The organism is Staphylococcus sp. GDB9P120P (genome assembly GCF_017893435.1).
In the GTDB taxonomy this organism is placed as follows: domain Bacteria; phylum Bacillota; class Bacilli; order Staphylococcales; family Staphylococcaceae; genus Staphylococcus; species Staphylococcus cohnii.
Genome location: NZ_JAESNB010000002.1, coordinates 35,281 through 49,366, shown reverse-complemented (window position 1 = coordinate 49,366; position 14,086 = coordinate 35,281). Strand labels below are relative to the sequence as shown.

General features: G+C 34.7%; 13 protein-coding genes. 11 read left to right on the top strand and 2 right to left on the bottom strand.

Translation table 11 applies throughout. The features are described 5' to 3' along the window. Positions 1-1,016: 1,016 nt before the first annotated feature. The 11 genes from KA856_RS00290 (at position 1,017) to add (ending at position 11,917) form a co-directional block, all read left to right on the top strand. Positions 1,017-1,751, top strand: coding sequence for a phosphoadenylyl-sulfate reductase (locus KA856_RS00290; protein ID WP_192945669.1), 735 nt, complete (start codon positions 1,017-1,019; stop codon positions 1,749-1,751). A 183-nt stretch (positions 1,752-1,934) separates the two neighbouring features. Then, positions 1,935-3,758, top strand: a complete 1,824-nt coding sequence (locus KA856_RS00285) for an assimilatory sulfite reductase (NADPH) flavoprotein subunit (protein WP_210138509.1) — start codon at positions 1,935-1,937, stop codon at positions 3,756-3,758. A 16-nt stretch (positions 3,759-3,774) separates the two neighbouring features. Next, on the top strand, positions 3,775-5,484 hold the full coding sequence (locus KA856_RS00280; RefSeq protein ID WP_107384181.1) for an NADPH-dependent assimilatory sulfite reductase hemoprotein subunit: 1,710 nt from the start codon (positions 3,775-3,777) through the stop codon (positions 5,482-5,484). A gap of 23 nt (positions 5,485-5,507) precedes the next feature. Then, positions 5,508-6,275: a uroporphyrinogen-III C-methyltransferase gene (gene cobA / locus KA856_RS00275; RefSeq protein WP_107384182.1), complete on the top strand. Its 768-nt coding sequence runs from the start codon at positions 5,508-5,510 to the stop codon at positions 6,273-6,275. Between the two features lie 22 nt (positions 6,276-6,297). Next, positions 6,298-7,032 (top strand): sirohydrochlorin chelatase, encoded by a 735-nt coding sequence (locus KA856_RS00270; protein WP_107384183.1) that lies wholly within the window; start codon positions 6,298-6,300, stop codon positions 7,030-7,032. A gap of 44 nt (positions 7,033-7,076) precedes the next feature. Beyond that, entirely contained in the window at positions 7,077-7,688 is a 612-nt protein-coding gene (locus KA856_RS00265; protein WP_210138357.1) for an NAD(P)-binding protein, read from the top strand. A 24-nt stretch (positions 7,689-7,712) separates the two neighbouring features. Continuing rightward, a complete protein-coding gene (locus KA856_RS00260) occupies positions 7,713-8,618 on the top strand; it encodes a sulfite exporter TauE/SafE family protein (RefSeq protein WP_019469811.1) in 906 nt (301 codons plus the stop codon). Between the two features lie 21 nt (positions 8,619-8,639). Further along, entirely contained in the window at positions 8,640-9,821 is a 1,182-nt protein-coding gene (gene sat / locus KA856_RS00255) for a sulfate adenylyltransferase (RefSeq protein WP_107385858.1), read from the top strand. Positions 9,822-9,839: 18 nt separating this feature from the next. Continuing rightward, a complete protein-coding gene (cysC, locus tag KA856_RS00250) occupies positions 9,840-10,448 on the top strand; it encodes an adenylyl-sulfate kinase (protein WP_107384186.1) in 609 nt (202 codons plus the stop codon). 32 nt (positions 10,449-10,480) lie between these two features. After that, positions 10,481-10,681: a hypothetical protein gene (locus KA856_RS00245; RefSeq protein WP_107384187.1), complete on the top strand. Its 201-nt coding sequence runs from the start codon at positions 10,481-10,483 to the stop codon at positions 10,679-10,681. A 258-nt stretch (positions 10,682-10,939) separates the two neighbouring features. Then, entirely contained in the window at positions 10,940-11,917 is a 978-nt protein-coding gene (gene add / locus KA856_RS00240; RefSeq protein WP_107384188.1) for an adenosine deaminase, read from the top strand. Between the two features lie 78 nt (positions 11,918-11,995). On the opposite strand, the gene KA856_RS00235 is transcribed toward add, so the two are convergent. Both KA856_RS00235 and KA856_RS00230 read right to left on the bottom strand, forming a co-directional pair. Further along, positions 11,996-12,856, bottom strand: a complete 861-nt coding sequence (locus tag KA856_RS00235) for a LysR family transcriptional regulator (RefSeq protein ID WP_107385859.1) — start codon at positions 12,854-12,856, stop codon at positions 11,996-11,998. Between the two features lie 94 nt (positions 12,857-12,950). Then, positions 12,951-14,084, bottom strand: coding sequence for a M20 family metallopeptidase (locus KA856_RS00230; protein ID WP_107385860.1), 1,134 nt, complete (start codon positions 14,082-14,084; stop codon positions 12,951-12,953). Positions 14,085-14,086 lie beyond the last annotated feature (2 nt).

Here is a 14,086-nt window from a genome sequence, read left to right as displayed (position 1 = left end):
CTTAACGCTTTAGTTTTATTAACTGATACGAAGGACAACCACCCACTTTAACATTGCATATTATTATATTTTAATTAACCATTGATTTGAATTTCTAAAAATTGAAATGAGCTAGCCACCTTTTTATAAAAGGTGGCTCAGACTGTCGACAAAGTCTCCGACTTTGTCGGCAGTTTTTTGTGCATGCTTTCCGCGGGCACTGCCTTAGCCTGTAGTCTTCGGCTAGTGCGCTTCCCGCAGGAGTCGGCCCAAATCACTGCCAATATCACACTAAAAGTATTACTGATTTAGAAGTGGGATAATATGTTAAAAGAGAACGATAAAAACAATTTGCTTATAGTCTACATGCATGTGTAGATAAAGATGGTTATATCATTGAAAAGCACTGTTGATACTGTAAAGAAACAATATAATTTGCGAAGTCAAACAATTGAGAGAAGATTTAGGCGATATAAAAGAACAGCATGGTATGCGATGAACGAAATATAGACACCATGACAAAGTTTCTATGGAGACCATGTTAATTTGTGTTGCCATGAATCTTTAAAAATTGGCAATATGGTTAGTAAAATGGCCAATAATGGTTTGAAATACCACTACTATTTTGAAAAAACTATATAAGTAGACAAACCCTTCGCAAATTAATGCGAAGGGTTTGTCTACGTTCTGAATCACCTTTTATAAAATGATGGCTTTTAAAATACAGTCAAAAATGAAAAATCTAAAAAATTTCAGAAAAATGTGAAAAGATGTTAGAAAAGGCGAAAATTCAATATAACAAGGTTGTTATAAAAATGAATTAACTTAGAAATTAAAAGTGCCTAAAATACTATGACTATGCACTTTCTATACAAATTTAATAAAAAATGTAACTAATGCGCGCGTTCAAATATACACTTGACATAAAAATTTACAATGAGTAAAGTGTAAATCATAATTATTTTCAAATAATTCTAAATTTATAATAAATCTAATTATAATGTATTCATGTACGTTATGAGGGGGCGAATAGATTAATGTTTGAACCAAAAGTTACTTATGAACATTTTAATGCAAATGTCTTTGAGTCAATAGATATTGATGATGAAACAAAAGGTGCACGCGAAATCGTCTCATGGGCTTATCAAACCTATGGAGATTCGGTTATTTATGCCTGTAGTTTTGGCGCGGAAGGCATGATTTTAATAGATTTGATTTATAGTGTTAAGAAGGATGCACAAATTGTATTTTTAGATACAGGCCTTCATTTTCAAGAAACATATGATTTAATTGATCGTGTTCAAAAACGCTACCCGGAACTACGTATTAAACTAAAAAAACCGGAATTAACTTTGGAAGAGCAATCATCACAATATAACCCCGCACTTTGGAAAAACAATCCAAACCAATGTTGTTATATTAGAAAAATCAAACCATTGGAAGATGTCTTGTCTAGTGCTACTGCTTGGATTTCTGGGTTACGTAGAGCGCAATCGCCAAGCCGTCAAAATACGCAGTTTATAAATAAAGACGAACGTTTCCAATCAGTTAAAATTTGTCCATTGATACATTGGACATGGGATGATGTATGGCAATATATTAAAAAATATAAATTGCATTATAATGAATTACATGATTTTAACTATCCAAGTATAGGATGTATACCGTGTACGACAGCTGTTGAAGGATCAGGAGATTCAAGAGCGGGAAGATGGACCAATTCAAACAAAACAGAATGCGGCCTTCATACCACAGACCATACATCTTTATAATAATAAATTTTTTTGACATTAAATCCTAGTATTCCCATCGGATAGATATATCTAAAGGGTGATTAAACAAAATAATCTTAGGTGATGGTTAAAAATTTTTCTGAAAAGAGTATGGCGTCAATTGTTGAGTAAGTTTAAACAAAATGATTGTTAAATAAAAAATTAAAATGAGGTGAAATGGTTGTGAACTTATCCGTAATAAATAGTCCGTTTGATGAAAATCAAGCCACACAACTAAACCAAATTATTCAAAATCTTACGATTGAGCAGCAAGTTTGGTTAAGCGGTTATTTAACTGCAAATTTACAAAGTGTTACTACAAAACAAGAAACACCATCGGAAGTAGCTCAGTTTGTATTAAATAAAGAAAACACTTCAAATAGTGAGAGACATATCACTGTATTGTATGGTTCAGAAACTGGTAATGCACAAGGTTTGGCTGAAAAGTTAGCTGATCGCCTTGTCGAACTCAATTTCAATGTGAAATTGAGTGCAATGGGTGATTATAAAACAAAAGATCTAAAAAAAGTAGAAGATTTATTTATTATTTCTTCTACTCATGGTGAAGGAAATCCGCCCGATAATGCCATTAGCTTTCATGAATTTTTACATGGTAGAAAAGCACCTAAGTTAGAAGGTGTACGTTTTTCAGTTTTATCACTCGGGGACGCATCATATGAATTCTTCTGTCAAACAGGTAAGGATTTTGATGCACGTCTAGAAGATTTAGGAGCTTCCCGCTTAGTAGATAGACGAGATTGTGACTTGGATTTTGATGATATGGCTGAATCTTGGATGGATCAAATTATTGAGCAGTTAAGCGAAGCCTCATTGAGTGAAGAAAAGGTGACAACAACGAACGCGGTACAATTGACAAATGAAAAACGATATTCAAAAACACAACCTTATGAAGCTGAAATATTAGAAAATATTAACTTGAATGGTAGAGGCTCTAATAAAGAAGTTAGACATATTGAATTACAATTTGAAGATTATGGTGAAGACTATGAGCCAGGTGATTGCTTGGTTGTGATTCCAGAAAATGATGAAAAACTAGTAGTAGTCTTACTGGATAAATTAGATTGGGATGCTCAAACAGAAATACCAATCAACGACAAAGGCGATGTGCTTTCATTAAAGGATGCACTACAACATCATTTTGAAATTACTAAATTAACTAAACCACTACTACAAAAAGCAGCTGAGTTGTTTGGAAATGAAGCGTTGGCAGAAAACGTCTTAGATCAAGCGTGGGTTAAATCTTATGTTTATGGTCGAGATTTAATTGATTTAATTCAAGACTTTAAACCAGAAAACCTGGCGCCTGAGGTGCTATATCAATTTTTAAGAAAATTACCACCTAGAGAATATTCTATAGCGAGCAGTTATGAAGCAAATCCTGATGAAGTTCATATCACTGTAGGCGCTGTAAGATATCAAGCACACCAACGTGAGCGCCAAGGTGTTTGTTCAGTTCAATTAGCTGAACGCATGGAACCTGGAACATCTATATCTGTATATCTAAAGAAAAACCCGAATTTTAAATTTCCATTCGATGAAGCTACACCCGTCATTATGATTGGCCCTGGAACAGGTGTCGCACCTTTTAGATCTTATTTACAAGCACGTGAAGAGTTAGATTTATCAGGCCAAACATGGTTGTTCTTTGGAGAACAGCATTTTACAACAGACTTTTTATATCAAACAGAATGGCAAGATTGGCTTAAAGAAGGTGTGTTGAGTAAGTTGGACTTAGCATTTTCAAGAGATACGGATGAAAAAGTTTATGTTCAACATAAGATTGTGGAACAAAGTGAAACTTTTTATGAGTGGTTAAAAAACGGTGCATCTTTATATGTATGTGGCGATGAACAAAATATGGCTAAAGATGTACATAAAGCGATACATCAGGTCTTAGTTAAAGAAGGTAATATGTCAGAGGAAGAAGCTGAGACTTATTTGACACAAATGAAAAAAGACAAACGATATCAAAGAGACGTTTATTAGAAAAGGAGCTGATCACGTGACAGAGTCAAATTTAAATTTTTCTCAAAAACTTGATGAGATGGAACGTATCAAAGCTGATAGTAACTACCTTCGTGGCACAATTGTTGAAGGGTTAGCAGATAGAATTACAGGTGCTATTTCAGAAGAAGATACTAAATTATTAAAGTTTCATGGGAGTTATATGCAAGATGACAGAGATCTTCGCGATGAACGCCGTAGACAGAAGTTAGAGCCTGCATACAGTTTCATGATAAGAGTGCGTGCTCCGGGCGGTGCTTCGACTCCAGAACAATGGATTGCGATGGATGATATCGCGAATCAATATGCAAATCAAACGATTAAATTAACGACGAGACAAGCGTTTCAATTCCATGGGATTTTAAAAAGAAATTTAAAACAAACGATGTTTGATATAAACCAATCTTTATTAGACACGCTTGCAGCATGTGGAGATGTTAATCGTAATGTGATGTGTAACCCTAACCCTTATCAATCTGATGTGCATGCGGAAATTAATCAGATTGCGAGTGATATTAGCCGTCACCTTTCACCTAAAACACAGGCTTACCATGAAATTTGGTTAGACGGAGAGAAAGTGTTAGATACGAGTGATCAAGAACCAGAACCAATGTATGGCAAAACCTATTTGCCACGTAAATTTAAAATTGGTATTGCAGTCCCACCCTCTAATGATATCGACGTATTTTCACAAGATATCGGGTTAATTTCAATCATTGAAGACGGTGAATTAGTTGGATTTAATCTCACAGTTGGTGGCGGCATGGGTATGAAACATGGAAATACTGCGACGTACCCACAAGTTGGACGATTGATTGGCTATTTCCCAAAATCACAGGTCATTGATGTTTGTGAAAAAATCCTTACGATTCAGAGAGATTATGGAAATCGTGAAGATAGAACGAATGCACGTTTTAAATATACTGTGGATCGCAAAGGGGTAGCATGGATCACGGATGAACTGAATCGTCGTTTAGGTTGGGAATTAGAGTCCAAGCGTGCATTTCACTTTGAAGATAATGGTGATCGATATGGTTGGACTGAAGGCAGTGGTAAGCATCATTTCACTTTATTTATTCAAAATGGACGTGTTAAAGATACGGAAGAATATAAATTGAAAACAGCGTTAAGAGCGATTGCTGAAGTACATACTGGAGATTTTAGACTTTCACCTAACCAAAATTTAGTAATTGCGAATGTTGAAACAGAGAAAAAGCCAGAAATTGAAGCACTCATAAAGCAATATGGTTTAACAGATGGTGAACATTATACTGGGTTGCGGAAAAATTCCATGGCTTGTGTCGCTTTTCCTACTTGTGGTTTAGCAATGGCAGAATCTGAACGGTATTTACCTTCATTAATTACCAAAATAGAAAGCTTGTTAGATGAAGCGGGCTTAAATGAAGAAGAAATAACTATTAGAATGACGGGATGCCCTAACGGTTGTGCGCGTCCGGCATTAGCTGAAATTGCATTTATTGGTAAAGCACCAGGTAAGTACAATATGTACCTAGGTGGCGGTTTCGCTGGTGATCGTTTAAATAAATTGTATAAAGAAAATATTGATGAAGCAGAAATATTAGAAAGTTTGAGACCCATTTTATTGCAATATGCACAAGAAAGAACAGATGGTGAGCGCTTTGGTAATTTTGTAGTCAGAGCAGGGATTGTTGAAGCAGTCACAGACGGTCAATTATTCCATAGTTAATCAATTAAAAAGGTGGTGTTAGGATGGGAAAAGTTTTTTTAGTAGGCGCAGGACCTGGTGATCCTGATTTAATTACAGTTAAAGGTAAAAAATCGATTGAAACAGCTGACATTATTTTATACGACCGTTTAGTTAATCCTGAGTTATTGGAGTACGCATCTATAACTGCGCAGTTAATATATTGTGGTAAAAATCCTAACCATAAATCTGTTTCGCAAGTAGATACTAACCAACTACTCGTTGATTTGGCTCAAGAAGGTCACACGATTACACGCTTGAAAGGTGGAGATCCTTTCGTTTATGGCAGAGGCGGCGAGGAAGCAGAAGTATTAGCCGCCAATAATATTTCATTTGAAATCGTACCAGGTATAACTGCAGGTATTGCAGCACCTGCATACGCAGGTATCCCTGTAACACATCGAGATTACAGCTCTTCTGTTGCATTTGTTACGGGTGTTATCAACAAGGAAATTGACAAGGATGAATACTGGAGACATCTAGCTTTAGGGCCGGAAACGTTATGTATCTATATGGGCGTTAAAAAGCTGCCAGAGATTGTTGAGTTGCTAACTAAAAATGGGCGTAATAAAAATACGCCAGTAGCGCTTGTACATATGGGTACTTCTAAATTACAAAAAACCGTTGTTGGCACATTAGAAACCATTGTCCACGGTGCAAAAGATGTTGAAAACCCAGCGATGATTATTGTGGGTGAAGTCGTGAAATTGCGTAACCGCATTAGTTGGTTTGAGGAAACATATAAAAATGAATTATTAACACAACTCACATAACAGTGGCTGGAGGGATAATTATATGCAAGGCGTCTTATATGTTAGTCATGGTAGCCGTGTAGCAGAAGCAGTTGAAGAAGCAACGTCATTGATTGAGCGTGTTCAAGCAAAAGTTAATATTCCTTTACAAGAAACATGTTTTTTAGAACTTGCAGACCCAGATATATCTGAAGGTTTTAGGAAATTAGTGCATCAAGGTGCAACTGAAATTTCCGTGATCCCTGTATTACTGCTTAGCGCAGGTCATTACTACAAAGATATACCTGTAGAGATTGAACGTATTAAAACTCAATTTCCCAACATAAAAATCAATTACGGTAAGCCTTTGGGTGTACAAAAACGATTAACTGAAATTCTTAAACAACGTTTAGAAGAGCGTGAAATCACGCCTAATGCTGACGCTAAATTATTAGTTATTGGTAGAGGTAGTTATAATCCACAAACGAAGCAAGATTTTTCGATAATAAAGTCACAATTATCAGAAATGTTTCCTTCTAAAAGCATAGAAGTGTGTTATTTGGCAGCTTGTGAACCGCTATTTGAAGATGCGTTGGACCGTTTAGTAAACGCAGGTCATTCGCAAATATTTATTTTACCGTATATCTGGTTTACAGGTATTTTAGACCAACATATCGCTGATGTTGTGAGTGCATACCAATTAAAAAGTGACATTATTTTAGCAGCTCATCTAAGCCATCACGAGCAATTACAAATTGCATTAAAAGAACGTGTTGAAGAGACGTTTGATACAGTTTAGTCATTTTTATCAAAGTTGAAAGTACTTATCTGAGGAGTGACATCATGTCTTACATCCCTTTAGTGGTTGATATTTCACAAAAACAAATCGTTGTTATAGGTGGCGGAAAAATAGCTGAAAGACGTGTCAATGTTTTAAAAACATATACAAAACAAATTCAAATTATTAGCCCCACGCTAACAAATAGCTTAGAACATCTTATTGATAAACAAGTCATTCAATGGCGGAATAAAACATTTGAAAGTAGTGATGTGCAAGACGCGGATTTAATTATTGCTGCGACGAACGATACAGACGTAAATCAATCCATATTACAAGCCAAGCCAGACAAGGCATTAATTAATATGGCGGGTCAAGCGTTAGCTGGCGATGTATTCATTCCAAGTATATTACGACGTGGAAAGTTAATGATCAGTGTTTCAACACAAGGCGCCAGTCCTAAACTGACAAGCCAAATTTTAGCTGAGTTACAACAACATTTTAATAGTGCATATGGTGATTATGTTGATTTCCTATATGAATGTAGGCAACAAGTTAAACGTAGCTCACTTTCACCTGAGGAAAAAGAACGGTTTTTGAAGCAAATCTTAAATGAAAAATATTTAAAAATAAGTAAGCAAAATGAAGTTAGAAAGTGGTTATCAGCGCTGGAATAAATTGAAAGGAAAGGGGGACATCATATGTATAAATTATTTGTTTTTGCACTGGCTGGTTTTCTCGCTCAGTTAATTGATGGTTCATTAGGCATGGGGTTTGGCGCATCGTCTTCTTCGATATTATTGACATTTGGTGTGGCGCCAGCAATCGTATCAGCAACAATTCATTTTTCAGAAATTGCTACTACAGCTGCCTCAGGAACGTCGCACTGGAAATTTGAAAACGTACATAAACCTACGATGATCAAATTAGCGATTCCTGGAGCGATAACAGCATTTATTGGTGCTGCTATATTGAGTCATATACACAGTGATTTTATTAAACCATTTATCGCTATTTTCTTGTTATCAATGGGGCTCTATATTTTATACCAATTTTTATTTACCAAAGAAAAACCATTATCGAAAGCGAATGAAAAGACATCTCGACTTGTGTTAATACCACAAGGTGCAGTGGCAGGATTTTTAGATTCAATTGGCGGTGGAGGCTGGGGACCAGTCAATACGCCATTGATACTTGCTCAAAAGAAATTAGAACCTAGGTATGCGATTGGTACGGTATCCGCAAGTGAGTTTTTCGTAACGGTGTCTGCGTCTCTAAGCTTTATTATTTTTCTTGGCTGGAGCCAAATTAATTGGTGGCTTGTCGTATCATTAAGTGTCGGTGGTATGATTGCAGCACCATTTGCAGCGTGGTTAGTTAGACTGTTACCGATGAATATTTTAGCTGTTTGTGTGAGTGGATTGATTATTTTCACAAATACAAATTCACTGATTAGTGTCGTTGAAATCAATCATGCTTTATCAATCACAATAAAAATTGCATTGATTGTGATTTGGTTCGGATTAATTCTGTATGCTTTATACCAAAATAATAAATTACCGTTTGCTACTTTTAAAGATGAAACAAATGTAAATAAATTAGATTAATTCATTAAGGAGTGTGACGACATGTCATTAATAAACGAAAAAGAACAATCTACCATCCAACCTCATGGTGGTTCACTTATCAATAGAGAGGTCCACGGTGCAGCGCGAGAACAATTGCTTAAAGAAGCTGAAACACTCGCATCTATCACATTAAATCCTTGGAGTTTATCAGATTTGGAATTAATTGCAATCGGTGGATTTAGTCCATTGACAGGATTTATGAAAGAAGCTGATTATTCTAAAGTTGTAGAAGACATACACTTAGAAAATGGTTTGGTTTGGAGTATCCCAATCACATTACCTGTGACAACAGAACAATCTCAAAATTTGAATATTGGCTCTCGTGTTGCCTTGTATGGTGAAGATGGTGTTTTATATGGTGTGATTGACTTAGAAGAAAAGTATACGTATGACAAACAAAAAGAAGCGCAACTTGTATACGGAACTACGGATGTTGATCATCCTGGTGTCAAAAAGGTCTATGAAAAAGGAGGTGTGTATCTCGCAGGCCCAATTTATTTATTAAACAGACCTAAACACGACGAATTTGTGGATTATCATCTAGACCCCAAAGAAACAAGACAACTCTTTACAGACTTAGGATGGCAAACTGTGGTAGGTTTTCAAACTAGAAACCCAGTACATCGCGCACATGAATATATTCAAAAAGCAGCCTTAGAAGCAGTGGATGGCTTGTTGTTGAATCCTTTAGTAGGTGAAACAAAATCTGATGACATTCCAGCATCAGTGCGTATGGAAAGTTACAAAGTTATATTAGAAAATTATTACCCGGAAAATAAAACGCGTTTAGTTATTTACCCTGCTGCAATGAGATATGCAGGACCTAGAGAAGCGATATTACATGCTACAGTACGTAAAAACTATGGATGTACACACTTTATTGTTGGACGTGATCATGCAGGCGTAGGTGATTATTACGGCACCTATGAAGCGCAAGAACTGATTTCTAAATACGAAGCAGAATTAGGTATACAAATATTAAAATTCGAACACGCCTTTTATTGTAAAACGTGTGAAAATATGGCTACAGCAAAAACGTGCCCACATGATGCTTCAGAACATTTGCATTTAAGTGGTACGAAAGTTCGTGAAAAATTGAAAAAGGGAGAATCGCTACCGAAAGAATTTTCGAGACCAGAAGTAGCTCAAGTCCTTATAAATGGATTGAAAGAACAGAAATAAAGGAGTGTAGATGTAGTAATGGGAGAATCTAAAAATATAACATGGCATGCTTCAGAGGTTACCAAGGATGAAAGATTACAGCGTAATCAACATAAGAGTGCAGTTATTTGGTTTACAGGACTTTCTGGCTCAGGAAAATCAACGATATCTGTAGAACTTGAAAAAGCATTGTTTAATCACCAAATCCATACATATCGTTTAGATGGAGATAATGTTAGACATGGATTGAATCGAAATCTAGGATTTTCACCTGAAGATCGTAAAGAAAATATAAGACGTATAGGTGAAGTTAGTAAATTGATGGTAGATGCAGGTTTGATAACAGTCACAGCTTTCATCTCTCCTTATAAATCAGATAGAGAAGCAGTACGCCATTTATTAGATACAGATGATTTTATAGAAGTTTATACGCAATGTAGTCTATCAGAATGTGAAAATAGAGACCCGAAAGGTTTATATAAAAAAGTAAGAAGTGGTGAAATCGCAGAATTTACTGGCGTAAATGCGCCATATGAAGCCCCTACACAACCAGAGATTACATTAGATACAGAAACACTTTCTGTGGAAGCATCAGTATCCAAAATTATGGATTATTTACAAAAACATCAGTATATCGATGACATTTAAGTTTAATAATAAAAAATTGAAGGGGCAATCGAATGGAGATATTAAATATCATTGCCATAATATTATTTATTATATTTATTTTAGTAGTATCGTGCGGATTGTTACTTGTGCGTTTAGGTCAAAGTAGAAAACATTTTTTTGTAGAATTGAAAGTGATGGTCACAATTATGGTAATATGTTTTATTGGCATAGGTGTATCACTAATAATACTAGGTTATTATCATCAATTATAAATTATATATGCATTGATAAACAGGGCTACGAAATCAAATGACAAGTTTGATTTCACCCTGTTTTTATATTTAAATAAGTGTATTTCTATTTAACAATCGTTATTATATATTGTTTTGTAGATAAGCAAACAGTATCAATGATACTTATATGTTTTATAGTAAAGTGAAAATTAAAGTGTTATATTAAGTAAATCAAATTTATCTGATTGGCGTTTTAAACGTAATGAATACAATATAAAGGTAGGGACATTTATCAAAATGGATCAAAGTATAAAGGATATTCCTAAAATAGAATTACATTGTCATTTAGATGGTTCAGTCAGTAAACATTTAATTCGACAATTGGCACAAGAACAACGCATACCTTTAAACGAGGATTGTCTTACGGTGCATGAAGATTGTGAAAGTTTAGAAGCGTATTTGAAGTGTTTTGATGAAGTATTAAAAGTATTACAAACCGCAGATAGCCTAAAGCGTGCAATTGTAGATGTTGCGCAACAAGCTTATGAGGATAATGTTAAATATATAGAGATTCGCTTTGCACCGTTGCTACATATGGAACAAGGTATGACGCTTTTAGATGTATTAAAAGCTGTAGAAGCGGGGGTTAATATCATACAAGACACATTGCATATGAAAGTGAATTTACTCATTTGCGCAATGAGGCAGCATGCATCGTCTGTGAATAAACAATTATTTGATGATGTGTCTATATATAATAGCGAAAAAATATGTGGTATAGATTTTGCGGGGCCTGAAGTAGGATTTCCTCCATATGAAATTCAAGATACTATTCAATACGGATTAGAAAAAGGTATGAATTTAACACTCCATGCAGGTGAGTGTGGTTGTATACATAACGTTTTAGAAACGATCAAAATAGGGGCTAAGCGTATTGGTCATGGTGTTGCTGCTAACTTAGATGAAGCTGTATTAAAGGAAGTTAAAGCGAAGGATGTATTGTTAGAAATATGTCCTAAAAGTAATTTGCAAACCAAAGCTATAGAGACATTGTCACAAATAAACATCCCTTACTTATTAAAAAACGATATACCTTTTATTATCAATACAGATAATCGTATGGTGACACAAACTTCATTAAATGAAGAATATACGTTGTTATTAAAACATCAGTTAATAAATATAAACCAGATTAAATACATTAATAAGCGTGCAGTTCAATATGCCTTTTTAACCGAAGAAGAAAAAAGTCAAGTGCTTCAATCAATGTCATAACGCGTATACACTTTACACAATATGAAGCGTTAATCATTAACATTTTATAATACTAAAAATATACACTACTGTTTATTTTTAGTATTCAAGCGCAACAGATTTGATAGTTTGAATAAAATGAGTCATAGCAGGGCTTAAATGATAATTTTTATTCCAAATAAAATCCGTTGAGATATTACTATAGTTATCAGGCAATTGATAACTATACAATGACCCGTTTTCTAAGTCATTTTGTACGGATGATTTTGGAACTAAACTGATACCGATACCAGATTTAACACTACCAATAATTGTTTCCATCGTACCAAATTCTACAAGTAATGGCTTTTTAATATTTTCGGATTTTAACCAGGCTTCAAGATTTCTTCTATAATTACATCCATTTTTAAACACCAAAAATACAGCGGATGTTATATCTTCTAATTGTGTCATTTCTGTACTGGATATTAACACAAGTTTTTCTTTAAATAACTCTACTTTATTTATATTGTGATGATGTTTGAAGCCTGTGACAAATCCACAATCCAAGTTTTGATTGACTATTTTTTTAGAAATATTGGCAGTAACATCAGTATGTAATGATAGAGAAATTTGTGGCGATTTTTTCCGAAACATTGATAATAGCATAGGTAATTTAGTAATCGTTTCGACAATCCCGATATCAATTTTACCGTTAGATGATGCTTGTTTGTCAAAATCACGTTCTATTTCATTTAATGTAGCTAAAATTTTTTCAACATACGTTTGGAATTTTTCACCATCTGTCGTCAAGGTCGTACCTTTATTATGACGTAAAAAAAGTTGTGTGTTGAGTTCTTGCTCTAACTGTTTTATGCGAAATGTAACATGTGATTGCACATAATTAAGTGATTTAGCAGCCTTACTAATACTTTGATGTTGACTAACACTTTGAAAAATTTTAAAATCTTTGATTTCCATAATATCACCCGACTTTTCGTTTGAGGCTATTATACATGAAACCATTTCTTTTATGCTGAAAAAAAGCACTGCCGTCACTATGACGGCAGTCTTATTATGTTGCATATTTTTTAATTAAAGTTTTGAAGAAGTCTATAGATCGTTCAAATGCTTCTATTTCTACATATTCGTTGGGTTGATGTGCTAATGTTTCTATTCCAGGTCCATAAATTAATGTAGGAATGTTGCTATTAGGGTTTAGCACAGAGCCATCGGTGTAATAAGCCATTCCAGTAATATTATTTTCTTTAGAAGTATCTAAGGCTTTTTGAATAATTTCAGTGTCCTCATCAGTTAGAATCGTAGCGCGATCAAGCAATACTTTTGTGCTTACTTTTGGAGCGTTCCTATCAGAAAATATCTGGTTTAAACGTTGATTAAATTGCTTATACAGTTTGTCATGAATATTCGGTGTAACTGTTCGTATATCAACATTTAATACACATTCATCAGGTATCACGTTCGTTTGAATACCACCATTGACCATATTTGCAGAGATACTACTTTTACCTAATGCTGCAGTTTCTTCTGACCATTCTTCTTTTAAATCATTTATCAATTGAATGACTTTGTTTATGCCTTCAACTGCATTAATACCTTGTTCTGGCATCGCGCCGTGTGCAGTTTTTCCAGTCAAAGTGACTTCTATCCATAATGCGCCCTTATGTCCAATTGCAACTTTCTCAGTCGTGGGTTCAGCTATAATGATAGCAGCGACATTATCCATATTTGTGTTTTTGACGTAATGTTCCGCACCTATTGAATCTACTTCCTCTCCTGCAGTGGCTAAAAATTCGATATCTTTCTTTAATTCACAGTTTTCCTCAATTAAAGATTCTAATGCGAGATATAAAGCGGCTAAGCCACTTTTCATATCTGTTGTTCCTCTTCCATATAATTTTCCATGATCAATATCACCTTTAAATGGGTCATAATCCCATTTTTGTGCACCTATCTTTACAGTGTCGGTATGGCCGGATAATATGAGTTTGCTAGCGTTTGGCTGCTTGGATTTTAAAGTTACTGAAAAATTGCTTCTATTATCACTTAAATTTGTAATGTTAAAAGGAATGTTTCGAGACGCACACCGTTGTTTAAAAAGTTTTACAACGTTATTTTCATTAGCAGGTGGGTTGGTGCTATCAACATTGATGAGAGATTGTAAGAATTCTAAATTTGATTGTGTCATGT

What these genes read in the sequence shown, in the direction of transcription:
- cobA (WP_107384182.1), top strand. Translation starts at nt 5,508, where the DNA reads ATGGGAAAAGTTTTTTTAGTAGGCGCAGGACCTGGTGATCCTGATTTA.
- add (WP_107384188.1), top strand. Translation starts at nt 10,940, where the DNA reads ATGGATCAAAGTATAAAGGATATTCCTAAAATAGAATTACATTGTCAT.
- sat (WP_107385858.1), top strand. Translation starts at nt 8,640, where the DNA reads ATGTCATTAATAAACGAAAAAGAACAATCTACCATCCAACCTCATGGT.
- KA856_RS00270 (WP_107384183.1), top strand. Translation starts at nt 6,298, where the DNA reads ATGCAAGGCGTCTTATATGTTAGTCATGGTAGCCGTGTAGCAGAAGCA.
- KA856_RS00230 (WP_107385860.1), bottom strand. Translation starts at nt 14,084, where the DNA reads ATGACACAATCAAATTTAGAATTCTTACAATCTCTCATCAATGTTGAT.
- cysC (WP_107384186.1), top strand. Translation starts at nt 9,840, where the DNA reads ATGGGAGAATCTAAAAATATAACATGGCATGCTTCAGAGGTTACCAAG.
- KA856_RS00260 (WP_019469811.1), top strand. Translation starts at nt 7,713, where the DNA reads ATGTATAAATTATTTGTTTTTGCACTGGCTGGTTTTCTCGCTCAGTTA.
- KA856_RS00265 (WP_210138357.1), top strand. Translation starts at nt 7,077, where the DNA reads ATGTCTTACATCCCTTTAGTGGTTGATATTTCACAAAAACAAATCGTT.
- KA856_RS00235 (WP_107385859.1), bottom strand. Translation starts at nt 12,856, where the DNA reads ATGGAAATCAAAGATTTTAAAATTTTTCAAAGTGTTAGTCAACATCAA.
- KA856_RS00290 (WP_192945669.1), top strand. Translation starts at nt 1,017, where the DNA reads ATGTTTGAACCAAAAGTTACTTATGAACATTTTAATGCAAATGTCTTT.
- KA856_RS00245 (WP_107384187.1), top strand. Translation starts at nt 10,481, where the DNA reads ATGGAGATATTAAATATCATTGCCATAATATTATTTATTATATTTATT.